Raw genomic sequence first — 23,280 nt, forward strand, 5'->3', positions numbered from 1 at the left:
CCTTTGCGTCTGTTCGCCGGCTCAGCCGGCGAGCGACCTTCCCGCGCAGTGCAGGTCGTGGCAGGCCTGCACGACGCGTTCGGTCATCGAAGCTTCGGCCTTTTTGAGGTAGCTGCGCGGGTCGTAGACCTTCTTGACGCCCACCTCGCCGTCGACCTTGAGCACCCCGTCGTAATTGGTGAACATGTGCCCGGCGATCGGGCGGGTGAACGCGTACTGGGTGTCGGTGTCGACGTTCATCTTCACCACCCCATACCGCAGCGCCTCCTCGATCTCGGATTTCAGCGAACCCGAGCCGCCGTGGAAGACGAAGTCGAACGGCTTGGCGTCCTCGGGCAACCCGAGCTTGGCCGCGGCAACCTTTTGCCCCTGGGCCAGGATGTCGGGGCGCAGCTTGACGTTGCCGGGCTTGTAGACGCCGTGCACGTTGCCGAACGTCGCCGCCAGCAGGTATTTGCCGTGCTCGCCGGCGCCCAGCGCCTCGATGGTTTTCGCGAAGTCCTCGCGGGTGGTGTAGAGCTTTTCGTTGATTTCGTTGGCGACGCCGTCTTCTTCGCCGCCCACCACGCCGATCTCGATCTCCAGGATGATCTTGGCCGCCGCCGCCTCCTTGAGCAGCTGCTGCGCGATGACCAGGTTCTCGTCGATCGGCACCGCCGAGCCGTCCCACATGTGCGACTGAAACAGCGGGTTGGCGCCCTTGCTCACCCGCTCGGCCGAAATCGCCAGCAGCGGCCGCACGTAGCCGTCCAGCTTGTCCTTGGGGCAGTGGTCGGTGTGCAGCGCGACGTTGATCGGGTATTTCGCCGCGATGACGTGGGTGAATTCGGCCAGGGCCAGCGCGCCGGTCACCATGTCCTTGACCCCGAGGCCGGAGCCGAACTCGGCGCCGCCGGTGGAGAACTGGATGATCCCGTCGCTGCCGGCGTCGGCGAACCCCTTGATGGCGGCGTTGATGGTCTCCGAGGAGGTGCAGTTGATGGCCGGGAACGCGTACGAATTCTCCTTGGCACGTCCCAGCATTTCGGCGTAGACCTCGGGCGTTGCGATGGGCATGAAACCTCCTCCTGCAAGGCTGGTCCCCTCAGTATCGCAAGTGTCGGGGCCACGGGGCGGGCCGGTATGTTGAAGCATCATGAGCGCCGCCGTGCTGGCCCTGCCCGACATCCTCGACCCGATGTACTGGATCGGCCCCCAGGGGTTGTTCGCCTCGGCGGTGCTCCCGGCGATCCTGGTCATCGTCTTCGTCGAGACCGGGCTGCTGTTTCCCCTGCTGCCCGGCGAATCACTGTTGTTCACCGGTGGGTTGCTGGCCGCCCAGGGGACGCTCGACGTCTGGATCCTGGCCCCGGCCGTCGCGGTGGTCGCCGTGCTCGGTGACCAGACCGGCTATTTCATCGGGCGCCAGATCGGGCCCGCGCTGTTCAAGAAGGAAGACTCCCGGTTCTTCAAGAAGCACTATGTGACCGAGTCGCATGCCTTCTTCGAAAAATACGGGCCCAAGGCCATCATCCTGGCCCGCTTCCTGCCGATCGTGCGAACGTTCACCCCGGTGATCGCCGGGGTGTCCTACATGCGGTATCCGGTGTTTCTGGGCTTCGACATCGTCGGCGGCATCCTGTGGGGCGGCGGTGTCACGGTTGCCGGCTACTTCCTGGGCAATGTGGCGTTTGTCCACAAGCACCTGCAGCTGATCATCCTGGCCATCGTGTGCGTGTCGCTGTTGCCGGCGCTGATCGCGGCGTGGCGCGGCTACCGGGCGCGGCGACGGTCGGCCCGGGCCGAGCCGGTGGTGCTACCCGAGTGACGCCGTGACGCGGTGGGCGGCCTCCATCAGCATCCAGCCGGACAGTTGCACCGACAGGTCCCGCTCGGCGACCTCGGAGCCGCTCACCGCACCCCCGACGAACTGCGCCCTCTTGCCCGCCGCGGTGGGCAATCCGGCGGCGCGGTCCCAAAACGCGCCGAATACCGGCAACCCGTCCAGGGTTTGCCGGTAGTCCCACGCCGAGCGCGCCGAGGCCAGCACCAGTGCGCGGGCGGTGTCGCGGGCCGCGGTGTCCTCGGCGCGGTCTCCCGGTAACGCCCTGGCGACCAGCGCAAGGTAGCGGGCGGTGATGCCGGCGAACAGGCCGCCGTCCCCGCCGTCGGCGCCCCGCAGCACACCCGCGGGCGCCATGTGCTCGTTGACGGCCGCCACCAACCGGTGCACGCGCCGCGCGTGTTCGGCGTTCCCGGTGCGCACGGCAAGTTCGGTTTCCAGCCCGAGCACCACGCCCTGGCAGTAGGTGTACTGCGCGCGGACCAGCGAGCCCGCCTTGATGCCGTCGAACACCAGGTGCGTCTCGGGGTCGATCAGCGTGCGCTCGATCCAGTCGGCCATCGCCGCGGCGCGCGGCAGCCAGCCGTCGTAGCGAGCCAGGAAGATCCCCGCCGGACCATTGGCGGGGGCGTTGAAGAACCGGTCCTGCTTGCGCCACGGTATGCCGCCGCCGTCCTCGGGCGCCCACGCCGTGACGAACTGATCGGCGAGCTTGGCCAGCACCCGCGGGCGCCGCACGCCGGCCACCCGGGCCGCCCGTTCCAACGCCAGCGCCAGCCACGCCATGTCGTCGTAATAGCTGTTGGTCCAGGAGAAGTTGCGTAGCCGGTGCGAACGGACCTGCCGCTTGATCCTGGTGAGCCGGTGCGGCTGCGGGTCGCGCAGCTGCGCGTCCAGCAGGCAATCCAGCAGATGCGCCTGCCACCAGTAGTGCCAGTCGCCGAACCAGCGCTCGCGGCGCGCCGGCGGCCAGGCCACCACCCCCAGCTGGGTGCCCGGCAGCGCCCACAGCCGCTTCAGGTGCCGTTGCGTGACGGCGGCTTCGGCGCTGGCGGCCCGATTCGCCCACACCTGATCCATAGCTGCCGATCCTGCCCTATCGACCGCCGGCCAGCGCCAGCAGCAGCTGACGTAGGCCGGTCAGCGAGTGCGCCGGCAGGAACAGATCGCAATAGGGCAGCGCCGCCGCCATGGAACCGGCCAGCGGCTGGAATTCGCTGTGCGCCGCGCGGGGGTTGAGCCAGACCAGCGTTTGGGCACGGCGACGGACCCTGGCCAGTGCGCGGTCGAGCACCTCGGGGGGATCGCTGTCCCAGCCGTCGGAGGCGATGATCACCACCGCGCCGCGCAGCGCGGCGCCGTGCGGCGGGGCCAGCAGCGCCGCCACGCTGCGGCCGATGAACGTGCCGCCGTAGCGGTCGGTCACCTTCGCGTTGGCCCGCTGCAGCGCCAGCTCGGCCGAGCGGTGCGACAGCACCGCGGTCAGCCGGGTCAACGACGTCGAAAAGGCGAAGACCTCGGGGCGAATCCCGCCGTGGCGCAGCGCCGCCGCCCGCATCAGATGCAGGTAGATCGCGGCGTAGGGCTGCATCGACCGGCTCACGTCGCAGACCAGCACCACCCGCCGCGGTCGACGGCGCGGCCGGGACCGCGCCAGCAGCAAGGCTTCCCAGCCGGTGGCCCGCGACGCGTTCATGGTCGCCCGCAGGTCGATGCGCTTGCCGTGCGGGCTGGGCTCGAACCGCAGGCTGCGCCGCCGGGGCCAGCGCCGCACCGCGGTCTCCAGCCAGGAGCCCAGCAGCCGCAGGTCGTCGGGATCGAATCGGTCGAACGGTTCGTCGGCCAGTGCCGCGATGCGGCTCGGCAGCACGTCGGGCAGCTGCAGGCTCAGCGCGTCGGCGTCGTCGTGAGCGACGACGGTTCGGGTGGCCCACGGCAGCGTGTGGGCTGCGGCGCTGCCCGACCGGCCGCCGGCGCGGTGCACGATCCCGGCCGCGGGGGTGTTGGGGCCCGGGAGCGGCGGGGACGCACCGGGGCCGCGTCGGTCGTCCAGCTCGACGCTGCCGAACACCGAGGCGAACACCGCGTCGAAGACGGCCAGCTCCTCCACGCGGTTGACCAGGGTCAGCCGGGTGGCCCAATACAGCGCCGACGGGGTGTGCGGCGGCAACCGCCGCAGAGCCTGCACGAAACCGGCCTGGCCGCTGGCGGACACCAGCACCCCGGCGCCGCGCAGGCGCGCCACCATCGCGGCCGCGAACGCCGCCAGGTCGACGCCCCGCAACAGGGCCGGGGTTGGCATGGTCAACGTCGCCGGCGCGCCAACCAGACCAGCACCACGGCCGCCAGCACGGCCAGCCCCACGGCAGCGTACTTCTTGAGCTTGCTGGCACCGGCGAGCTCCAGCAGGTCGATGGCAGCGGGCTCGGGGACGGCGCCGGGTGCGGCCGGCCGGGCGGCGACCTCCGGGCGCGGTTCACTTGCGGCGCTTTGCGCCTGGAGTTCGGCCTCCAGCGAGTCCACAAACTGGCTGAGCAACTTCTCCGAAACCTGCTGCAGCATTCCGCTGCCGAACTGGGCCAGCTTGCCGACGATCTTCAGGTCGGTGTCGACGGTGACGCGGGTGCGCCCGTCCTCCTCGTGCAGCTGGGCGGTGACCGTGGCGGCCGCGTTGCCGGTGCCCCGCGATTCCTTACCCTGGCCGTCGATGACCGCGCGGTACCGGTCGCGGTCCTGTTCGACGAAACGCACCTTGCCGGCGAATTCGCTGGTGACCGGCCCGACCTTGACCTTGACCTTGCCCAGATAGTCGTCGCCCTCGTGGCCGATCAGCTGCGCTCCTGGCATCAACGGGATCACCTGCTGCAGATCGCACAGCATGTCCCAGGCCCGCTCGATCGGCGCGCTGACGGTGAACTGGTGGGCGATCTTCATCTGGGGCGTCCTGTCATCTTTCAGGTGCGGCTGTATTCGACCAACGCGTCGCGAATCAGCGTCGCATCGTCGGGTGTCTTGGCCAGAGCCCCCAGGCTGGCCAGTGCTGGCTCGTCGACCAGGTCGGCCACCCCGAGCGCCACCAGGGCGGCGACCCAGTCGATCGTCTCGGCCACCCCGGGCGGCTTGTCCAGGTCGAGATCGCGTGCGCTGCCGACGAATTGGGTGACCTGCTCGATCAGCGGCCCGGTGGCACCGGGCACCGTCCGGCGGACGATCGCGGCCGCCCGGGCCGGCTCCGGGTAGTCGATCCAGTGGTAGAGGCAGCGTCGCCGCAGCGCGTCATGCAGGTCGCGGCTGCGGTTGGAGGTCAGCACCGCTATCGGCGGACGCTCGGCGACGAAGGTGCCCAGCTCGGGGACGGTGACCGCGGCCTCACCAAGAAACTCCAGCAGCAGCGCCTCGAATTCGTCGTCCGCCCGGTCGATCTCGTCGATCAGCAGCACCGGTGGGGTTTGCCCGCGATGCCGGACGCACCGCAGAATCGGCCGATCCACCAGATAAGCCTCGGTGTACAGATCGGCCACGGAGATATTCGAGACGGCGCCGCCGCGCGCCTCAGCGAGCCGGATGGACAGCAGCTGGCGTTGGTAGTTCCAGTCGTAGAGCGCCTCGCTGGCCGTCAACCCCTCGTAGCACTGCAGCCGAATCAACGTGGTATCCAGCACCGCGGCAAGGGTTTTCGCCGCCGTCGTCTTGCCGACGCCGGGCTCGCCCTCCAGCAGCAGCGGCCTGCCAAGTGTGCTCGCCAGATAGATCGCCGACGCGGTTCCGGTGTCCAGCAGGAAATCCTGTGCGTCGAACCGGCGGATCACGTCGTCGGGGTCGGTGAACGTCATGGCGGCACCGATTCCAGCAGCCGCCGGTAGTCGTCCCAGCTGTCCACGTCCAGCGGCACCGGACCGTCCACCGCGAGCTCGCCCACTGGATGCCGGCCGGAGTGCACCAGCTGCCACGCCCCCTTGTCGCCGTGCAACCGCGTGAGTTCGCCGAACACGGTGCGGCCAAACCAGAATGGATGCCCGATGCCGTCGGTGTAGCGGCACACCATGATGTCGGTGGCCGGCCCGGCGGCGATGATCCGTCGCAGTGTCGCCGGCGCCACCTGGGGCTGGTCGCCCAGCATCAGCACGATGCCGGCGGCCCGCGGATGCACCCGGTCCAACGCGAGGCGCAGCGACGCCGAACACCCGCCGCCGAGATCCCCGACGACCACCACGTCGGTGCCGTGCAGGGCCACCGCGGCGCGCACCGCCGGCGCGGCACCGCCCAGGGTGAGGATCAGCTGGTCGAATCCGGCTTGCCGGGCGACGTCGAGGGTGGCCCCGAGCACCGTGGTATCCCGGTACGGCAGCAGCTGTTTGGGCGTGCCCAGCCGGGTGGAGCGCCCGGCGGCAAGCACCACACCGGTGACCTTGCGCGCCGTCATGCGCCGCTGTTCCCGCCCGCCAACGCCTTCCGGCATCCCAGTCCGCCGCCGCGGCGGGTGGCGATCAGTTCCGCGGCGATCGACACCGCGATCTCCGCCGGCGTCTTGGCGCCGATGGCCAATCCGACCGGGGTGTGCACCCGGGCCCGCTCGGCGTCGGACAGGTCGAGCGAATCCAGGATGGACGCGCCGCGCACCGTGCTGGCCACCAGACCGACATACCCGACCCCGCCATCCAGCGCCGCGCGGATGATGTCGGCTTCGGGCCCGCCGTGGCTGGCGATCACAACCGCAGTTGGCAAGGCGTCGGCGTCGGCCAGATCGGTGTCGCGTCGCGCATCGTAGCCCAACAGGCCGCACAGCTCGATCAACGCGTCGGCGATCGGGGTTTCGCCGTAAATCCGGATCAGCGGGGCCGGCAGCTGCGGGGCCAGAAAGATCTCCAGGGATCCACCGGCCAGGCACGGGTTGACCACCACACACGCGCCGGGAGCTTCGGGAAAGTGCACGTCACCGTCGGGCAGCACGCGCAGCAGCACACTCTCGCCGGCCTGCAACACGCCCATCGCCGCCTTGCGAACCGAGTTCTGCGCACAGTGCCCGCCGACAAAGCCCTCGATGGTGCCGTCCGCCAACAGGATTGCCTCATCACCCGGCCGTGCCGAGGTGGGCGGCTGGGCCCGCACCACGGTCGCGCGCACGAACGGTGTCCGCGCGGCCACCAGCTGCGCGGCCCGGTCACTGATGGACATCGGCGCCCCCAAGATCGCCCCTAGATCGGCGGTGTGGCCCGACCCTGCATGGCCTCCCACACCCGCGACGGCGTCAACGGCATGTCCACGTGCCGAACCCCGAACGGCGCCAACGCATCCACCACCGCGTTCACCACCGCCGGCGGGGAACCCACCGTGGCCGACTCGCCGATGCCCTTGGCGCCGATCGGATGGTGCGGCGACGGGGTCACGGTGTGGCCGGTCTCTAGGTGCGGAACCTCGAGCGCGGTCGGGATCAGGTAGTCCATCAACGAACCACCCAGACAGTTGCCGTCCTCGTCGAAGGCGATCATCTCCATCAGCGCCATGCCAATGCCGTCGACGATGCCGCCGTGTACCTGACCCTCGATGATCATCGGGTTGATCCGGGTGCCGCAATCGTCGACGGCCAAAAATCGGCGCACCTTCACCACCGCGGTTCCCGGATCGACGTCGACCACACAGAAATACGCGCCATAGGGGTAGGTCAGATTCTGCGGGTTGTAACAGATCTGGGCGTCCAGTCCGCCTTCGATGCCGTCGGGCAGGTCGCCGGCGCCGTGCGCGCGCATCGCGATGTCGGCGATGGTCACCGAGGCCGACGGGTCACCCTTGACGTGGAATGAGCCCTTCTCCCACTCCAAGTCGGCGACCGAGACCTCGAGCATGCCCGACGCGATGATCCTGGCCTTGTCGCGCACCTTGCGCGCCACCAGGGCCGCGGCCGCTCCCGAGACCGGCGTGGACCGGCTGCCGTAGGTGCCCAACCCGAACGGCGTCTGGTCGGTGTCGCCGTGCACCACCTCGATGTCGTCCGGCGCAATCCCCAGCTCCTCGGCAACGATCTGGGCGAACGTCGTCTCGTGACCCTGGCCCTGCGTCTGAACCGAAAGCCGCACAACGGCTTTGCCGGTCGGGTGCACGCGCAGCTCACAACCGTCGGCCATGCCCAGACCCAGGATGTCCATGTCCTTGCGCGGGCCGGCGCCGACGGCCTCGGTGAAAAACGACATCCCGATGCCCATCAGCTCGCCACGCTCCCGCCGCTGCTGCTGCTCGGCCCGCAGCGCGTGGTAGCCGATCATGTCCATGGCCTTGCGCATCGTGGCTTCGTAGTCGCCCGAGTCGTACACCCAGCCGGTCTTGCTCGGGTACGGGAATTGCTCGGGCCGCAACAGGTTTCGCAGCCGCAGCTCGGCAGGGTCCATCTTCAGCTCGAACGCCAGGCAGTCCACCAGCCGCTCGACGAAGTACACCGCCTCGGTGATCCGGAACGAGCACGCGTAGGCCACCCCGCCGGGCGCCTTGTTGGTGTACACCGCGGTCATGTGGCAGTAGGCGGCCTCGATGTCGTAGCTGCCGGTGAACACCCCGAAGAACCCGGCCGGGTACTTGGCCGGCGCGGCCTGAGCGTTGAACGCGCCATGGTCGGCCAGTACGGTGGACCGGATCGCCAGGATCCGGCCCCCTTTGGTGGCCGCGATCTCACCGACCATGATGTAGTCCCGCGCGAAGCCGGTGGAGGTCAGGTTTTCGCTGCGGTCCTCCATCCATTTCACCGGCTTGCCCAGCAGCAGCGAGCCGACGATGGCGCACACATAGCCGGGATAGATCGGCACCTTGTTGCCGAAGCCGCCGCCGATATCGGGCGAGATCACCCGAATCTTGTGTTCGGGCAACCCGGCCACCAGCGCGTACAGCGTGCGATGCGCGTGCGGCGCCTGGCTGGTGGTCCACAGCGTCAGTTTTCCGGTGACCGGATCCAGATCGGCCACCGCGCCACAGGTTTCCATCGGCGCCGGGTGCACCCGCGGATAGACGATCTCCTGCGTGACCACCACATCGGCCTTGGCGAACGCCGCCTCGGTGGCCGCGGCGTCGCCGGTCTCCCAGTCGAAGCAGTGGTTGTCGGTCTTGCCCTGCAGGTCGGTGCGGATCACCGGCGCCGACGGGTGCAGCGCCATCCGGACATTCACCACCGGATCCAGCGGCTGGTACTCGACGTCGATCAGCTCCAGCGCGTCGCGCGCCGAATACCGGTCCTCGGCAACGACAAACGCCACCTCCTGGCCCTGGAAGCGGACCTTGTCGGTGGCCAGCACCGCCTGCACGTCGTTGGCCAGCGTCGGCATCCAGGCCAGGCCCTTGGCGGCCAGGTCGGCGCCGGTCACCACCGCCTTGACCTTCGGATGCGCCTGCGCGGCGGTCACGTCGACGCTGACGATGCGGGCATGGGCATACGGCGAGCGCAAGATCGCCAGGTGCAACATGCCCGGCAGCGCGACGTCGTCGACGTATCTGCCGCGGCCCCGGATGAAACGGGGATCTTCCTTGCGCAGCATCCGGCCGTAGCCGCACGGCTTCTGGGCGTTGTCGGCGAGATCTTCTGGTGACGGGGGGCGAGATTCGATGGTGGTCATGGCTCGGCCTTAACGGTCTGGTGCTGTGCGGCCCACTGGATGGAGCGCACGATGGTGGTGTAGCCGGTGCACCGGCAGATCTGCCCCGAGATCGCCTCCCGAATGGTCTGTTCGTCGGGATCCGGATTGCGGTCCAGCAGCATGCGCGCGGTGATCATCATTCCCGGTGTGCAGAAACCGCATTGCAGACCGTGGCAGCGCATGAAGCCTTCCTGCACCGGGTCGAGCTGGCCGTCGGGCCCCGCCAAGCCCTCCACGGTCCGCACGCTATGCCCGGACGCCATCACGGCCAGCATCGTGCAGGACTTCACCGGGACGCCGTCGACGTCGACCACGCAGGTTCCGCAGTTGCTGGTGTCGCAACCCCAGTGGGTTCCGGTGAGCCGCAACTGATCACGAAGGAAATGCACCAACAGCATCCGGGGTTCGACCTCGGCGGTGACCGGTTCGCCGTTGACGGTCATGTTCACCTGCATGGGCTTCTCCTTTCTGGCGGCGACCTGGCGGCGACCTGGGGGCACCGCCCGCTTGCCGGGGACTGCGCCCGGCTTCGCCGCGCTTGCGATCGCCTTTAGTTCCCTTCCGGCGCTGGCTGATTACGCACCCGTTCGGCCGCGGTGCGCAACGTTCGGATGGTCAGTTCGGCGGCCAGGTGCCGCTTATACTCGGCAGTGCCGCGCAGGTCGGTCACCGGTTCGCAGGCTTGGGCGGCCAGGCGGCCCGCCTCGGCGAAGACGGCCTCGGTGGCCGGCTGGCCGACCAGCGCTGTCGAGATCTCCGCCAGCGCGGCCGGGTCCGGATTCACCGCGGTCAGCCCCACCCGGGCGGCGACGATGGTGTCTTCTCCGGTGTTGCCGTCCAGTGTCAGGCTCGCACCGGCCGCGGTGATCGCCCAGTCGCCGACCCGCCGCTCTACCTTCGCGTAGGCGCTGGATGTGTTGTGCCGCACCGGGATTCGGACATCGATCAGGATCTCGTTGGACGCCAGCGCGGTCTCGTACGGGCCAACCAGGAAGTCGTCGATGGCGATCTCGCGTTCGCCCGCCGGCCCGCGCACCAGGCACACCGCGCCCAGCACGGTGCACACGGTGGACAGGTCCTCGGCCGGATCCGCCTGGCACAGCGACCCGCCCAGGGTGCCGCGGTTGCGCACCACCGGGTCGGCGATCACCCGTTCGGCGTCGCGGAAGATCGGGCACGCCGCGGCCAGGCGGTCCGACTCCAACAACTCGCGGTGTCGGGTCATGGCGCCGATCCGAACCAGGGTGGGGTCGGTGATCACATAGCCCAGCTCGGGCGCCAGGTCGTTGATGTCGACCAGGTACTCGGGGTTGGCGATGCGCAGCTTCATCATCGGCAGCAGGCTGTGTCCGCCGGCGACGATGCGCGCCCCCTCCCCCAGCCGATCCAGCAGTCCAATGGCATGGTCCACGCTGGTCGCACGTTCGTATTCGAAGGGCCCAGGTACTTGCATGCGGCCAGTGTCAACCGCCCCCACACGGCCGTCAATGTCGAGTTAAGTGATCGTTTAACTCGTGCGCGTCGTGGTGGATCCGGCCGACCATCTCGGCCAGCGGGCGCCCGCCGCCACCCCAACGCCGCGCGATGATGTCGGCCGCGATCGAGACCGCGGTCTCCTCCGGGGTGCGGGCGCCCAGGTCCAGTCCGATCGGGCTGGACAGCCGGCTCAGCTCGGCATCGGTCAGCCCCGCCGCTTTGAGCCGCGCCATCCGGTCGTCGTGCGTTCGGCGCGATCCCATCGCCCCCACATAGCCGACCCGCGGCAGCCGCAGCGCCACCTCGAGCACCGGGACGTCGAACTTCGGATCGTGGGTCAGCACGCAGATCACCGTGTGCTCGTCGACGGCGCCCGCCTGCGCCTGGGCGGCCAGATAGCGGTGCGGCCAGTCGACGACGACCTCGTCGGCCGTCGGGAAACGTGCCGGCGTGGCGAAAACCGAGCGGGCGTCGCAGACGGTGACCCGGTAGCCCAGGAACGAGCCCTGCCGCGCCAGGGCGGCGGCGAAATCGATGGCGCCGAACACCAGCATCCGCGGGCGCGGGGCGTAGCTGGACACGAAGACCTCCATGCCCTCGCCGAGACGTTGCCCGTCGGGCCCGTACTCGAGGACCTCGGTGCGCCCCGAGGCCAACAGACCCCGCGCGTCGTCGATGACCGCGGTGTCGGCACGTAGCGACCCCAGCGACCCGGCCACCGTGTCCGGCCGGACCACGAGCCTGCGTCCGACGCGCCGGGCGTCCGGATGGGCGATGACGGTCGCGACGGCCACCGGCCGATGGGCGGTGATGTCCTCGGCCACCTCGCCGAGCTCGGGAAAGGCGGTCCGCGAGATGGATTCGACGAAGACGTCGATGCTGCCGCCGCATGTCAGCCCGACCGCGAACGCGTCGGCGTCGCCCACCCCGTAGCGCGCCCGCCGAGGTGGCCCGCCCCGGGCCACCTCGGCGGCCAGCTCGTACACGGCGCCCTCGACGCAACCACCCGACACCGACCCGCTCACCGAGCCGTCCGGCGCCACCAGCAGCGCGGCTCCCGGCTGCCGGGGCGCCGACCGGAACGTGCGCACCACCGTCGCCACCCCCGCGGTGTCCCCGGCACTCCAGATCGCCATCAACTCGGCAAGCACGTCGCGCACACCTCCCAAAGTAGGCTCATCCTCATGACCCCGGCTCAACTTCGGGCCTATTCGGCGGTGGTGCGCTTGGGCTCGGTGCGGGCCGCCGCCGCGGAACTGGGTGTTTCCGACGCCGGCGTCTCGATGCACGTCGCGGCCCTGCGCAAGGAACTCGACGACCCGCTGTTCACCCGGACCGCGGCCGGTCTGGCGTTCACCCCCGGCGGGCTGCGGCTGGCCAGCCGCGCCGTGGAAATCCTGGGCCTGCAACAACAAACCGCGATCGAGGTCACCGAGGCCGCCCACGGGCGCCGGCTGCTGCGCATCGCCGCGGCCAGCACGTTCGCCGAACACGCCGCACCTGGTCTGATCGAGCTGTTCTCCTCGCGCGCCGACGACCTTTCGGTCGAGTTGAGCGTGCATCCCACCAGCCGATTCCGCGACCTGATCCGCTCGCGCGCGGTCGACATCGCGATCGGCCCGGCCAGCGAAGGTTGGTTCGGTGCCGACGGCTCGATCTTCGTGCGGCCGTTCCTGAAGTACCAGATCATCACCGTGGTCGCACCGCACAGCCCGCTGGCGGTGGGCAGCCCGACCCCGGCGCTGCTGCGGCACCAGCGGTGGATGCTGGGCCCGTCGGCCGGCAGCGTCGACGGGGAGATCGCAACGATGTTGCGCGGCTTGGCAATTCCGGAGTTCCAGCAGCGGATCTTCCAGAGTGACGCCGCCGCGCTGGAAGAGGTGCTCCGCGTCGGCGGTGCGACCCTGACCATCGGTTTCGCGGTCGCCAAAGACCTTGCCGCCGGACGGCTGGTGCATGTAACCGGTCCCGGGCTGGATCGGGCCGGCCAGTGGTGCGCGGCGACGTTGGCGCCGTCGGCCCGCCAACCCGCGGTGTCCGAGCTGGTCCGCTTCATCACCACGCCCCGCTGCATCCAGGCGATGATCCGGGGCAGTGGGGTCGGGGTGACGCGGTTTCGTCCGAAGGTGCACGTCACGCTGTGGAGTTAGTGCCGTCGGCCCTGAGCTAGGAGTTGACCCGTAATGGGTCAGCGGCGCCAACCAGCTTGGGTGCTGGTTGGTTTCGGCTGGTTCCGCGACGTGCACACTGTGAGTGTGGTCTGTTCGGGGTGGGCCCCGGACCCCGAAACCCCCTCGAGCAACCCATGCAGCAGCAACACCTCTCGGTCAGGTGTTGCAGCGATCACTTGACACCAGCGAGATGTGCCGCCCCACGGTGCACTGTGCCTTATCGATTTGGCATTTCGGTGGGCGGATTGCCCTTGAGCTGGCCTTGCCTGGGCGCGCATTCTACATCCTAGAGGGTTCTCCGGGGCGTCGCGCGCCGCGGGTGATGTTGCTGGGAGGATTGCGATGTCGTTTGTCACTGTGGCGCCGGGGCTCGTCGGGGCGGCGGCCTCGAACGTGGCGGGGATTGGGTCGGCGATCACCGCGGCGAACACGGCGGCGGCGGGTCCGACGACGGCGTTGTTGCCGGCGGCCGCTGACGAGGTGTCGGCGGCGATTGCGGCGTTGTTCAGCACCCGAGCCCAGCAGTATCAGCTGTTGGGCGCTCAGCTGGCGGCGTTTCATGACCAGTTTGCGCAGGCGTTGACCGCGGCAGGAACCGCGTACGCGACCGCCGAGGCCGCCAACTCGTCGCCGTTGCAGACGATCGAGCAGAACCTGTTGGGTGTGATTAATGCGCCCACCCAGACGTTGTTGGGGCGGCCGCTGATCGGCAACGGCGCCGACGGGACCGCGGCCAGTCCTAACGGTCAGCCCGGCGGGTTGTTGTACGGCAACGGCGGAAATGGCTACAGCTTCACCAGCGGCATCGGCAGCCTGGCCGGCGGCGACGGAGGCTCTGCGGGGTTGATCGGCAACGGCGGGGCCGGCGGTAACGGGTGGGCAGGCGGGGCGGGCGGCAACGGCGGGGCAGGCGGGTTATTGTCCGGCAACGGCGGAAATGGCGGCGCCGGCGGGACCGCCACCGTGCTCGGTGGTGATGGCGGCAACGGTGGTGTCGGCGGCAACGCCTGGCTGTTCGGCACCGGCGGGGCCGGCGGGCACGGCGGGGCCGGCGCGGCGGGTGCCGCCGGCGTCAACCCGACACCGACCTGGAATGGCAGCGACCGCGCGGCCAACGGCTCCGACGGCAGTTTCAGTGGCGGCATCGGCTTCGGCGGCGGCCCAGGCAGCGACGGCGGCTCCGGGCAAGCCGGGGGGAACGGCGGCGCCGGCGGGCTCAACGGCGGTGGCGGCGGCGCCGGCGGCGACGGCGGGGACGGCGCACCTGGCGGCGCCGGCGGCAAGGGAGGCAACGGCACAGTGGCCAGCTTCGTCGGCGGCGGTGGCGGCGCCGGCGCCGGCGGCGCCGGCGGCGACGGTCGTCCCGCCAGCTCCGGCGGCGGCACCGCCGGCGGCGGCATCGACGGTGGCGCGGGTGGCGCCGAAAGCGACGGCGGCAGGGCGGCGGCGCCGGCGGCGGCGCCGGCGGCATCGGGGTCTCCGGCGGCGGCGGCGCCGGCGGCGGCGGACGCGGCGGCGACGGCGGCCCCGCCGCGGCGGCGGGGTGATGGCGGCGGCGGCGCCAACGGTATCTTCTCCACCGGCGGCGATGGCGGCGGCGGTGGTGGCGGCGGCGCCGGCGGCACCGGCGGCGGCGGCGCGCGCGGCGGCGACGGCGGCAACGGCGGCCCCGGCTACTTAGGGTCGGACAACCGTGGGGGCCAGGGCGGCGCCGGCGGCGCCGGCGGCACCGGTGGCATCGGCGCGACTGGTGGCGGCGGCGGCCACGGCGGCAACGGGGGTGCCGGTGGTCGGGGCGGGCTGCTGATCGGTGACGGCGGCGCCGGCGGTTTCGGCGGCCTCGGCGGTGACGGCGGTGCCGGTGCCGTCGGCGGCGCCGGCGGTACCGGCGGCAACGGCGGTCAAACCGCCAAATCCTTCGGCGGTTTCGGCAGCGACGGCGGTCGCGGCGGTGACGGCGGTGACGGCGGTACCGGCGGTGATGGCGGTGATGGCGGACATGGCGGCGCCGGCGGCGCGGGCGGATTGATCGGCCAGGCGGGCAGCACCGGCGCCGGCGCCGCCGGCGGGACTGGCGGTGACGGCGGGACCGGTGGCGGCGGCGGCAAGGGTGGTGCTGCTGGAGCAGGCGGGCTCTTCGGATCTGGCAAGACCGGCGCCGACGGCAACCCCGGCGACCTCGGTGCCCAGGGCAAGTCCGGCGCACACGGCTGACCCCGACGCTCGCCGCAGCAAGGGACTCTAGCGGTATCGCTATGGGCCGGAACGAGAATGACCCCGCGCGCCGCGGCTAATGGCGACCCGGTGCGCGCGGTGCATGTTCCCTGTTGTCGCACTCGCCACATGCGTTCCGGCACGGCAGGGATGTGCGATGTGCCCGCCCAGCAGCGACAACCGTGGCTGTCGCTGCTAGGCGGGCGCATCGTAAATCGGTCAATTCCAGGTACCCGTGGGGCAGATGAGGAACCTGCGACGCCTGAAGCGGCCTGTCAGAACACCCAGACCCCGACGAACTTTAACGAGCGAGACCACGAGCAGCATCCGAAATCCAACTCGCTGATGGCGAAAATTATTGCGCCGCAGCGCCACTCGCGCGTCGAAAGCCGCCGACATCAGGGCCGAATCGGCGGGCCGACCTTTTCCGGTTGACGAGGCTATACGCTGTATCCCCATGAGCGTGTACAAGGTGATCGACATCATCGGGACCAGCCCCACGTCGTGGGAGCATGCCGCGGCGGAGGCGGTCCAGCGGGCGCGGGACAGCGTCGATGACATCCGCGTCGCTCGGGTCATCGAGCAGGACATGGCCGTGGACGCCGACGGCAAGATCACCTACCGCATCAAGCTCGAGGTGTCGTTCAAGATGAGGCCGGCGCAACCGCGCTGACGCCGCCACACACTCGATTCACCAAGCGCGCGACAGGTCCCCGTGCTGGCGGATCCAGGCATGCATCGCGATCCCGGCGGCGACGGCGGCGTTGATGCTGCGGGTCGAGCCGAACTGGGCGATCGACACCGTGAGCGCCGCACCCGCGCGGGCGTCGTCGCTGATGCCCGGCCCTTCCTGACCGAACACCAGCAGGCAGTCCCGCGGCAGATTGGTCCGCTCCAGCCGCGCCGCCCCGGGGACGTTGTCCACCGCGACCACGGTCAAACCCGCGCCCGCGGCGAACCGAAAGAGCCCGGCGGTGCTGTCATGGTGCCGCAACCGCTGGTAGCGGTCGGTCACCATGGCGCCGCGCCGGTTCCACCGCCGGCGACCGACGATGTGCACGGTGTCCACGGCGAACGCGTTGGCGGTGCGCACCACCGAGCCGATATTGGCGTCGTGACCGAAATTTTCGATCGCCACGTGTAGCGCATGACGCCGCCGGTCGATGTCGGCGATGATCGCCTCCCGGGTCCAGTACCGGTAGGCGTCGACAACATTGCGAGCATCGCCGTCACGCAACAAGACCGGGTCATACCGCGGGTCGTCCGGGAGCTCGCCCGCCCAGGGTCCCACGCCGCGGCCCGGTGCGCCCCACTCGGTGGGCCCCGGCCCGCTCATCGCGCCGTCCACACCGCGGCGTGCGTGCCCACGATCGCCACCGTGGCATACAGCAGCGCCTCGTTGATTTCGCCCTGCGTGCACAGCGACGCGTTGACGCGCACCGCGTCCCGCGACGCGTCGGGCAGGATCAGCACCGACGACCCGTAGGTCGCGCAGGCCGGGCTCAGCCCGGGGCCGGGCAGGCTCGGCGAGGCGAGCAGCATCAGCGGGCCGCCGCGGGCGGCGGAGTCGTCGCGATACCGGTCCGCGAGGCCGTCGGCCTCCAGCCCCAGCAGCATGTAGCCGTTCCCGGTGAACGCCACCGGGTCCCCGAGGTGCGCCTTGCTCAGCGGGGTGCCGTCGGCCCGCCACGCCGACACGCTGGCGGTCTTGACCACCAGGCCGGTGTCGTTGGCGTTGGTCGGCAGCATCCCCACCGGAAACGCGGCCGCATAGGCCGCGGCGGTACCGGGGATCCGATCATGCGGCGAGTAGGTGTACACACCGCGCACCGCGCTGCGGTCCTTCAGCGGGCCCAGGCAGACCGTGCCGGTGAGCCGGTCGCCAGGCGCCGACAGCGGTGCGGCGATGCCGCGCCCGTGGGTCATCGCGTCGGCGCAGCTGCCCAGGCCGGCGGACTCCATCGGGTGGGCCAGCGCACCGTAGAGGCCATAACGAATGTCCTGCGGTTTGGCGTGCGCCGCCCGCGGATCCGCCGGGGATGCGTCGACGTCGACGAGCACATAGTCGCCCTCCCAGCGCAGATTCGACACCGCCATGTTCCAGCCCAGCACGGCCAGCGATTCGCCGAACCGGGCGGTGTCCGCGCCGTAGATGCGACCGGGATGACTGGAACCCGAGCAGCCCACTAGGCAGGAAACCGCTACCACCATCGCAATGAGAATGCGCACCGTGATTCCGCCGGCAGCCTCAGCCCAGCCCCAGATCGGCAAGGCCCAGCACACTTCGGTAGGGCAGTCCCTGCGCTTCGATGGCCTCAGCGGCCCCAGTGCCGCGATCCACGACGGTGGCCACGCCGATCACGTCGCCGCCTGCGTCTTGGACGGCGCGCACCGCGGTCAGCGCCGAGCCGCCGGTGGTGCTGGTGTCCTCGACCACCAGAACCCGCCGGCCGCACACCTCGGATCCCTCGATAAGTCGTTGCATACCATGGGTTTTCGCCGACTTCCGGACCACGAACGCGTCGATCGGACGACCCGGCGCGTGCATGATCGCCGTCGCCACCGGGTCAGCGCCCAGGGTCAGGCCGCCCACCACCGCATAATCCCAATCGGCGGTGAGCTCCCGCATCAGCCGGCCGATCAACGCGGACGCCCGGTGATGCAGGGTAGCGCGTCGCAGGTCGACGTAATAGTCCGCCTCCATGCCCGACGACAGCGTGACTCGGCCGGGCACCACCGACAACCGGCGCACCAGCTCGGCCAGCTCGGCCCGGTCAGACCCGGCCACGTCCGCCGGCGCCCTTCGACCCGCCGGGCAGCACGGCCCGGGTGAGCTGCGTCACCGCGGTCACGTTGTCGTCGGGCTGGGTGGCATGTGCTGTCAGGGTCGGTAGTTCGTGGCCTGCTGGCCGTTGCGCCCGGTTGACGGCGGACGCCGAACGCCGTCGTCGCCGCGGACCGGCTCCGCCCGCCGGGCCGAATCGGCGATCACCGCCGCGGCCGGATCCACCTGGCGCCGGGGCGGCAACTCCGTGCGACCGGCCGGCGCCAACGGACGCCCCGGTGCCGCGGTGCGGGGCGCCGTTTCCTGCGGGTTCTCCTGCGGCGGCGGCGGCAAGACCCGCAGCAGGTCGTTGAATTGGCGCACGGTGCGCAGCCCCTCGTCCCACTGGGCGCGCGTGCTGGAGATGGGCAGGCTGACCAACGTCCAGTTCGGCTCGTTCCACATGATCTCGGCGCAGTCGGGTGCGGTGTGCGCGAAGGTGACCATGCGCCGGTCGCAGGCCCGCCGGGCGGCGTCCAGGTTGGTGGCGTACAGCATCCGCGGCCCGATCGCTCCCAGCAGCCAAATGTCGCTCTCCCGAGGCTCTTTGAGACCCTTGAGGCGCAGGTCGAGCACGACATTGGTGCCGACCTTGCGGTGCAACGCGATCACCGTGGCGACTTCGTCGAGGTCGAAGATGTACACCGCCTCGCCGCGGATTTGGCCCAGCACGACGTTGTGGGCGGCGACGTCGCCCACCGTCGACATCACGCCACGCGTCCAGCGCTTGACTATCTCGGTGGATTCGCGTTCGTAGTCGAATCCGTGCGACCGCGCCCACGACCTCCGGCGTCTGCTGCGCCCGCGGCGTCGATCGATGTCGACATACAGCAACACCACCGCACCGACGAAGCACAGCGCGGATAGCGTGAACCAGAGCGGGACCATCGCCGAATAGCCTATCTGCTGTCGCGGCCCTTCGATGCCGAGCAGACGCAAAATCGCCCGCGCGAGGCCCCGCGGGCGGGATTTTGCGTCTGCTCGGCGGACAAATCAGCCCAGGATCAGCGCGTCGCCGTCCGGGCTGACGTTGACCGGCACGGTGTCGCCGTCGTGCACCTGGCCGGCCAGCAGCATCTTGGCCAACCGGTCCCCGATGGCCTGCTGCACCAGCCGGCGCAGCGGCCGGGCGCCGTACACCGGGTCGAATCCGCGTTGCGCCAACCAGCGCTTGGCCGGCAGCGACACCTCCAGCTGCAGCCGCCGCTGCGCCAGCCGCTTGCCCAGCTGCGCCAGCTGGATGTCGACGATCTGCACCAGCTCCTCGGGGTTGAGGCCCTCGAAGATCAACACGTCGTCGAGCCGGTTGATGAACTCCGGCTTGAACGTGGCGCGCACCGCGGCCATCACCTGCTCGGCGCTGCCACCCGATCCCAGATTGGACGTCAAGATCAAGATGGTGTTGCGGAAGTCGACCGTGCGGCCGTGCCCGTCGGTGAGCCGGCCCTCGTCGAGGACCTGCAGCAACACGTCGAACACGTCGGGGTGCGCCTTCTCGATCTCGTCGAACAGCACCACCGTGTAGGGGCGCCGCCGCACCGCCTCGGTCAGCTGACCGCCGGCCTCGTAACCCACATAGCCGGGCGGGGCGCCGATCAACCGGGCCACGGTGTGCTTCTCGCCGTACTCGCTCATGTCGATGCGGACCATCGCCCGCTCGTCGTCAAACAGGAAGTCGGCCAGCGCCTTGGCCAGCTCGGTCTTGCCGACGCCGGTGGGGCCGAGGAACATGAACGCCCCGGTGGGCCGGTTGGGGTCAGACACCCCGGCCCGGCTGCGACGCACCGCATCCGAGACGGCCTGCACGGGCTTGCGCTGACCGACCACCCGCTTGCCCAGTTCGTCTTCCATGCGCAGCAGCTTGGCGGTCTCGCCTTCCAGCAGCCGACCGGCCGGGATGCCGGTCCACGCCGAGACCACGTCGGCGATGTCGTCGGGACCGACCTCCTCCTTGAGCATCACCTGCTCACGGGCCTGCGCCTGCGGCAGCGCCGCGTCGAGTTTCTTCTCCACCTCGGGGATGCGCCCGTAGCGCAGCTCGGCGGCCTTGGCCAGGTCGCCGTCGCGCTCGGCCCGCTCCGATTCCCCGCGCAGGGCTTCCAGCTGCCCTTTGAGCTCGCGGACGATTTCGATCGCGTTCTTCTCGTTCTGCCAACGGGTGGTGAGCTCGGCCAGCTTCTCTTTCTGGTCGGCCAGCTCGGAGCGCAGCTTGGCCAGCCGCTCCTTGGACGCCTCGTCCTCCTCCTTGGACAGCGCCATCTCCTCGATCTCCAGCCGGCGCACCAGCCGCTCGACCTCGTCGATCTCCACGGGCCGCGAGTCGATCTCCATGCGCAGCCGGCTGGCCGCCTCGTCGACCAGGTCGATGGCCTTGTCGGGCAGGAAGCGGGCGGTGATGTAGCGGTCGGACAGCGTGGCCGCGGCCACCAGCGCCGAGTCGGTGATGCGCACCCCGTGGTGCACCTCGTAGCGGTCCTTGAGCCCGCGCAGGATGCCGATGGTGTCCTCCACCGACGGCTCGCCGACGAACACCTGTTGGAAACGGCGCTCCAGCGCGGCGTCCTTCTCGATGTACTTGCGGTATTCGTCCAGCGTGGTCGCCCCGACCAGCCGCAGCTCGCCGCGGGCCAGCATCGGCTTGATCATGTTGCCGGCGTCCATCGCCCCCTCGCCGGTGGCGCCGGCACCGACGATGGTGTGCAGCTCGTCGATGAACGTGATGATCTGCCCGGCCGAGTTCTTGATGTCGTCGAGGACGGCCTTGAGGCGCTCCTCGAATTCGCCGCGGTATTTGGAGCCGGCCACCATCGACCCCAGATCGAGCGCGATGATGGTCTTGTCGCGCAGGCTTTCCGGGACGTCGCCGGCCACGATGCGCTGGGCCAGGCCTTCCACGATCGCGGTCTTGCCGACGCCGGGTTCGCCGATCAGCACCGGATTGTTCTTGGTGCGACGGGACAGCACCTGCACCACGCGGCGGATCTCGTTGTCGCGCCCGATGACCGGGTCGAGCTTGCCTTCGCGGGCGCGGGCGGTCAGGTCGGTGGAGTACTTCTCCAGCGCCTGATAGGTCGCCTCCGGCTCCGGGCTGGTGACCCGGGCGCTGCCGCGCACCTTGACGAACGCCTCCCGCAACGCCTGCGGCGAGGCGCCATGACCGGTCAACAGCTTGGCGACGTCGGAGTCACCGGTGGCCAGCCCGACCATCACGTGCTCGGTGGAGACGTACTCGTCGTCCAGCTCGGTGGCCAGGTGCTGCGCGGTGGTGATCGCCGCCAGCGACTCGCGGGACAGCTGCGGCTGCGCGCTGGCCCCGGTCGCCTGCGGCAACCGGTCGAGCAGGCGCTGGGTTTCGGCGCGCACGGTGGCGGGCTCGACACCGACGGCCTCCAGCAACGGTGCGGCGATCCCGTCGTTTTGGGTCAGCAGCGCCATCAGCAGGTGAGCGGGCCGGATCTCGGGGTTGCCGGCGGCCGACGCCGCCTGCAAAGCCGACGTCAAGGCCGCCTGCGTCTTGGTCGTCGGGTTGAAAGAGTCCACGACGCCTCCATTCGGGGTACGTTCGGAAAAATGCTCGTCGGGTTGTTCAACGCCGTCAAGGTTGAGTCTGTTCCGCTCAATTTTAGCCGGCCGTCGGGGGCCGGCCACCGCGTGAGCGATCTGATCGGCGGCCTAGCACGGCCAGCCTAGAATCGAGGGCCGTGGGCCTGGACGACCGCGATGCGTTGCGGGTGCTGCACGACGCCTTCACGCCCGACGACGCCAACGGCCTGGTCCGCCGGTTCTACGCCAACTGGTTTGCCCTCGACGTCTCGGTGCGCGACCTGTTCCCGCCCGAAATGGCCGGCCAGCGAGCCGCTTTCGCGCACGCGCTGCATTGGGTGTACGGCGAGCTCGTCGCCCAGCGGGCCGAGGCACCGGTGGCCTTCTTGGCCCAGCTCGGCCGTGATCACCGCAAATACGGTGTGCTGCCAACCCAGTACGAGACATTGCGCCGGGCACTGTACGCAACGTTGCGCGGCTATCTGGGAGCCGCTTGGACGCCAGCCGTCGACGAGGCCGCCAACCAGTCGCTCAACCTGATCACCGGGGTGATGAGCGGCGCCGCGGATTCCGATGACGGGCCCGCCTGGTGGGACGGCACCGTCACCGAGCACGTGCGGGTGTCCCGGGATCTCGCGGTGGTCCGGCTGCGGCTCGATCGCCCGTTGCCCTATCACGCCGGCCAGTACGTCAACGTCCATGTCCCGCAATGCCCGCACCGCTGGCGATACCTGAGCCCCGCCGTTCCGGCCGACCCGGACGGCAGGATCGAATTTCACGTCCGAGTGGTGCCCGGCGGCCTGGTCAGCAACGCCGTCGTCAACGAGACGCGGCCGGGCGACCGGTGGCGATTGTCCAGCCCGCACGGCGGCTTGCACGTCGACCGCGACGGCGGCGATGTGCTGATGATCGCCGGTAGCACGGGCCTGACCCCGCTGCGCGCACTGATCATGGATCTTGCCCGCTACGCCGTGAATCCCCGGGTGCATCTGTTTTTCGGCGCGCGCTACCGCTGCGAGCTGTACGACCTGCGCACGCTGTGGCAGATTGCGGCACACAATCCGTGGCTGTCGGTCTCGCCGGTGTCGGAGTACGACCGCGATCCGGCCTGGGCCGCCGACTATCCCGACGTCACACCGCCGCGCGGCCTGCACGTGCCCCAGACCGGCCGGCTGCCCGAGGCGGTCACCAAATTCGGCGGCTGGGGCGACCGGCAGATCCTGATCTGTGGCGGACCGGCCATGGTGTGCGCGACCAAGGCCGCGCTGATCGCCAAAGGCGCTCCGCCGGAACGCATTCAGCACGACCCGTTGTCACGGTAGTGACCGTGCCCGCATTTCGACGCAAATCGCCGCCCGTCGGCGAGCGGCAATTTCCTCAATTGCTTGCGTATGCAGCTAATTTTGTACCCGCGTCTGTACCTCTTCGATCGGCATTTCCGATTCAATTCCGCATCCGATAACAACAGGTACCGGCTGGCCCGGCTATGGCAGATCTTGGACGTTTAGTGCGAGCTCGTGGAAATTTGAACGCCAAACCCGATTGCGCATCGGGCATCTGTTGAATAATCATCCTTGCCAGAACGCCCCTAGGCGGATGGCACCGGCGGCGCCG

At 70.0% G+C, this 23,280-nt stretch carries 22 protein-coding genes; 6 read left to right on the forward strand and 16 right to left on the reverse strand.

What is annotated here, in order from left to right:
- Positions 1–21: 21 nt before the first annotated feature.
- Entirely contained in the window at positions 22–1,056 is a 1,035-nt protein-coding gene (fbaA, locus tag G6N20_RS15310) for a class II fructose-bisphosphate aldolase (protein ID WP_083052065.1), read from the reverse strand.
- A gap of 79 nt (positions 1,057–1,135) precedes the next feature.
- On the opposite strand from fbaA, the gene G6N20_RS15315 reads away from it, so the two are divergent.
- Positions 1,136–1,807, forward strand: a complete 672-nt coding sequence (locus tag G6N20_RS15315) for a VTT domain-containing protein (protein WP_083052068.1) — start codon at positions 1,136–1,138, stop codon at positions 1,805–1,807.
- Here G6N20_RS15315 and G6N20_RS15320 read toward each other — a convergent pair.
- From G6N20_RS15320 to G6N20_RS15365, 10 genes are all read right to left on the reverse strand, one after another.
- The gene (locus G6N20_RS15320; RefSeq protein WP_083052071.1) at positions 1,796–2,902 is read right to left on the reverse strand and encodes a glycoside hydrolase family 76 protein; all 1,107 of its coding nucleotides are present in this window, start codon (positions 2,900–2,902) and stop codon (positions 1,796–1,798) included. The genes G6N20_RS15315 and G6N20_RS15320 overlap by 12 nt on opposite strands.
- A gap of 16 nt (positions 2,903–2,918) precedes the next feature.
- On the reverse strand, positions 2,919–4,124 hold the full coding sequence (locus tag G6N20_RS15325; RefSeq protein ID WP_083052072.1) for a vWA domain-containing protein: 1,206 nt from the start codon (positions 4,122–4,124) through the stop codon (positions 2,919–2,921).
- A 2-nt stretch (positions 4,125–4,126) separates the two neighbouring features.
- Positions 4,127–4,756, reverse strand: coding sequence for an SRPBCC family protein (locus tag G6N20_RS15330; RefSeq protein ID WP_083052073.1), 630 nt, complete (start codon positions 4,754–4,756; stop codon positions 4,127–4,129).
- A 20-nt stretch (positions 4,757–4,776) separates the two neighbouring features.
- Positions 4,777–5,655 (reverse strand): AAA family ATPase, encoded by an 879-nt coding sequence (locus G6N20_RS15335; RefSeq protein WP_083052074.1) that lies wholly within the window; start codon positions 5,653–5,655, stop codon positions 4,777–4,779.
- Positions 5,652–6,245 carry a nucleotidyltransferase family protein gene (locus G6N20_RS15340; RefSeq protein WP_083052081.1) on the reverse strand — a complete coding sequence of 198 codons (594 nt, stop codon included), beginning with the start codon at positions 6,243–6,245 and terminating at the stop codon, positions 5,652–5,654. The genes G6N20_RS15335 and G6N20_RS15340 overlap by 4 nt, the downstream gene beginning before the upstream one ends.
- Positions 6,242–6,997, reverse strand: a complete 756-nt coding sequence (locus tag G6N20_RS15345; RefSeq protein WP_083052075.1) for an XdhC family protein — start codon at positions 6,995–6,997, stop codon at positions 6,242–6,244. Before G6N20_RS15345 ends, G6N20_RS15340 begins: the two co-directional genes overlap by 4 nt.
- 20 nt (positions 6,998–7,017) lie before the next feature.
- On the reverse strand, positions 7,018–9,417 hold the full coding sequence (locus G6N20_RS15350; RefSeq protein ID WP_083052076.1) for an aerobic carbon-monoxide dehydrogenase large subunit: 2,400 nt from the start codon (positions 9,415–9,417) through the stop codon (positions 7,018–7,020).
- Positions 9,414–9,893: a (2Fe-2S)-binding protein gene (locus G6N20_RS15355; RefSeq protein WP_083052077.1), complete on the reverse strand. Its 480-nt coding sequence runs from the start codon at positions 9,891–9,893 to the stop codon at positions 9,414–9,416. Before G6N20_RS15355 ends, G6N20_RS15350 begins: the two co-directional genes overlap by 4 nt.
- 95 nt (positions 9,894–9,988) lie before the next feature.
- Positions 9,989–10,891 carry an FAD binding domain-containing protein gene (locus G6N20_RS15360; protein ID WP_083052079.1) on the reverse strand — a complete coding sequence of 301 codons (903 nt, stop codon included), beginning with the start codon at positions 10,889–10,891 and terminating at the stop codon, positions 9,989–9,991.
- Positions 10,892–10,922: 31 nt separating this feature from the next.
- The gene (locus tag G6N20_RS15365) at positions 10,923–12,074 is read right to left on the reverse strand and encodes an XdhC family protein (RefSeq protein WP_170300379.1); all 1,152 of its coding nucleotides are present in this window, start codon (positions 12,072–12,074) and stop codon (positions 10,923–10,925) included.
- 24 nt (positions 12,075–12,098) lie between these two features.
- Between G6N20_RS15365 and G6N20_RS15370 the strand changes: the two genes are divergently transcribed.
- From G6N20_RS15370 to secE2, 4 genes are all read left to right on the forward strand, one after another.
- Positions 12,099–13,064: a LysR family transcriptional regulator gene (locus tag G6N20_RS15370; RefSeq protein ID WP_083052649.1), complete on the forward strand. Its 966-nt coding sequence runs from the start codon at positions 12,099–12,101 to the stop codon at positions 13,062–13,064.
- Between the two features lie 363 nt (positions 13,065–13,427).
- Positions 13,428–15,299: a PE family protein gene (locus G6N20_RS21810; RefSeq protein ID WP_163663083.1), complete on the forward strand. Its 1,872-nt coding sequence runs from the start codon at positions 13,428–13,430 to the stop codon at positions 15,297–15,299.
- 129 nt (positions 15,300–15,428) lie between these two features.
- The gene (locus G6N20_RS15380) at positions 15,429–15,734 is read left to right on the forward strand and encodes a hypothetical protein (protein WP_142272132.1); all 306 of its coding nucleotides are present in this window, start codon (positions 15,429–15,431) and stop codon (positions 15,732–15,734) included.
- A 22-nt stretch (positions 15,735–15,756) separates the two neighbouring features.
- Positions 15,757–15,972 carry a calcium dodecin gene (secE2, locus tag G6N20_RS15385; protein WP_083050482.1) on the forward strand — a complete coding sequence of 72 codons (216 nt, stop codon included), beginning with the start codon at positions 15,757–15,759 and terminating at the stop codon, positions 15,970–15,972.
- A gap of 18 nt (positions 15,973–15,990) precedes the next feature.
- Here secE2 and G6N20_RS15390 read toward each other — a convergent pair whose 3' ends face one another.
- The 5 genes from G6N20_RS15390 to clpB form a co-directional block, all read right to left on the reverse strand.
- Positions 15,991–16,635, reverse strand: a complete 645-nt coding sequence (locus G6N20_RS15390) for a TrmH family RNA methyltransferase (RefSeq protein WP_083050491.1) — start codon at positions 16,633–16,635, stop codon at positions 15,991–15,993.
- A complete protein-coding gene (locus G6N20_RS15395; protein ID WP_083050494.1) occupies positions 16,632–17,528 on the reverse strand; it encodes a hypothetical protein in 897 nt (298 codons plus the stop codon). Before G6N20_RS15395 ends, G6N20_RS15390 begins: the two co-directional genes overlap by 4 nt.
- Positions 17,529–17,547: 19 nt before the next feature.
- A complete protein-coding gene (gene pyrE, locus G6N20_RS15400) occupies positions 17,548–18,087 on the reverse strand; it encodes an orotate phosphoribosyltransferase (RefSeq protein ID WP_083050479.1) in 540 nt (179 codons plus the stop codon).
- Between the two features lie 93 nt (positions 18,088–18,180).
- Complete coding sequence (gene ttfA / locus G6N20_RS15405; protein WP_083050476.1) at positions 18,181–19,011, reverse strand: trehalose monomycolate transport factor TtfA; 831 nt, start codon at positions 19,009–19,011, stop codon at positions 18,181–18,183.
- 105 nt (positions 19,012–19,116) lie between these two features.
- Positions 19,117–21,663, reverse strand: coding sequence for an ATP-dependent chaperone ClpB (gene clpB / locus G6N20_RS15410; protein ID WP_083050470.1), 2,547 nt, complete (start codon positions 21,661–21,663; stop codon positions 19,117–19,119).
- 161 nt (positions 21,664–21,824) lie between these two features.
- Between clpB and G6N20_RS15415 the strand changes: the two genes are divergently transcribed.
- Positions 21,825–22,988, forward strand: a complete 1,164-nt coding sequence (locus tag G6N20_RS15415; RefSeq protein WP_083050463.1) for an FAD-binding oxidoreductase — start codon at positions 21,825–21,827, stop codon at positions 22,986–22,988.
- The last annotated feature ends 292 nt before the right edge of the window (positions 22,989–23,280 follow it).

Source organism: Mycobacterium shinjukuense (genome assembly GCF_010730055.1).
Taxonomy (GTDB): Bacteria; Actinomycetota; Actinomycetes; order Mycobacteriales; family Mycobacteriaceae; genus Mycobacterium; species Mycobacterium shinjukuense.

Excerpts from the sequence above, each read along its gene's own strand:
- fbaA (WP_083052065.1), bottom strand. The coding sequence starts at position 1,056 with ATGCCCATCGCAACGCCCGAGGTCTACGCCGAAATGCTGGGACGTGCC.
- G6N20_RS15315 (WP_083052068.1), top strand. The coding sequence starts at position 1,136 with ATGAGCGCCGCCGTGCTGGCCCTGCCCGACATCCTCGACCCGATGTAC.
- G6N20_RS15320 (WP_083052071.1), bottom strand. The coding sequence starts at position 2,902 with ATGGATCAGGTGTGGGCGAATCGGGCCGCCAGCGCCGAAGCCGCCGTC.
- G6N20_RS15325 (WP_083052072.1), bottom strand. The coding sequence starts at position 4,124 with ATGCCAACCCCGGCCCTGTTGCGGGGCGTCGACCTGGCGGCGTTCGCG.
- G6N20_RS15330 (WP_083052073.1), bottom strand. The coding sequence starts at position 4,756 with ATGAAGATCGCCCACCAGTTCACCGTCAGCGCGCCGATCGAGCGGGCC.
- G6N20_RS15335 (WP_083052074.1), bottom strand. The coding sequence starts at position 5,655 with ATGACGTTCACCGACCCCGACGACGTGATCCGCCGGTTCGACGCACAG.
- G6N20_RS15340 (WP_083052081.1), bottom strand. The coding sequence starts at position 6,245 with ATGACGGCGCGCAAGGTCACCGGTGTGGTGCTTGCCGCCGGGCGCTCC.
- G6N20_RS15345 (WP_083052075.1), bottom strand. The coding sequence starts at position 6,997 with ATGTCCATCAGTGACCGGGCCGCGCAGCTGGTGGCCGCGCGGACACCG.
- G6N20_RS15350 (WP_083052076.1), bottom strand. The coding sequence starts at position 9,417 with ATGACCACCATCGAATCTCGCCCCCCGTCACCAGAAGATCTCGCCGAC.
- G6N20_RS15355 (WP_083052077.1), bottom strand. The coding sequence starts at position 9,893 with ATGCAGGTGAACATGACCGTCAACGGCGAACCGGTCACCGCCGAGGTC.
- G6N20_RS15360 (WP_083052079.1), bottom strand. The coding sequence starts at position 10,891 with ATGCAAGTACCTGGGCCCTTCGAATACGAACGTGCGACCAGCGTGGAC.
- G6N20_RS15370 (WP_083052649.1), top strand. The coding sequence starts at position 12,099 with ATGACCCCGGCTCAACTTCGGGCCTATTCGGCGGTGGTGCGCTTGGGC.
- G6N20_RS21810 (WP_163663083.1), top strand. The coding sequence starts at position 13,428 with ATGTCGTTTGTCACTGTGGCGCCGGGGCTCGTCGGGGCGGCGGCCTCG.
- G6N20_RS15380 (WP_142272132.1), top strand. The coding sequence starts at position 15,429 with ATGCGTTCCGGCACGGCAGGGATGTGCGATGTGCCCGCCCAGCAGCGA.
- secE2 (WP_083050482.1), top strand. The coding sequence starts at position 15,757 with ATGAGCGTGTACAAGGTGATCGACATCATCGGGACCAGCCCCACGTCG.
- G6N20_RS15390 (WP_083050491.1), bottom strand. The coding sequence starts at position 16,635 with ATGAGCGGGCCGGGGCCCACCGAGTGGGGCGCACCGGGCCGCGGCGTG.
- ttfA (WP_083050476.1), bottom strand. The coding sequence starts at position 19,011 with ATGGTCCCGCTCTGGTTCACGCTATCCGCGCTGTGCTTCGTCGGTGCG.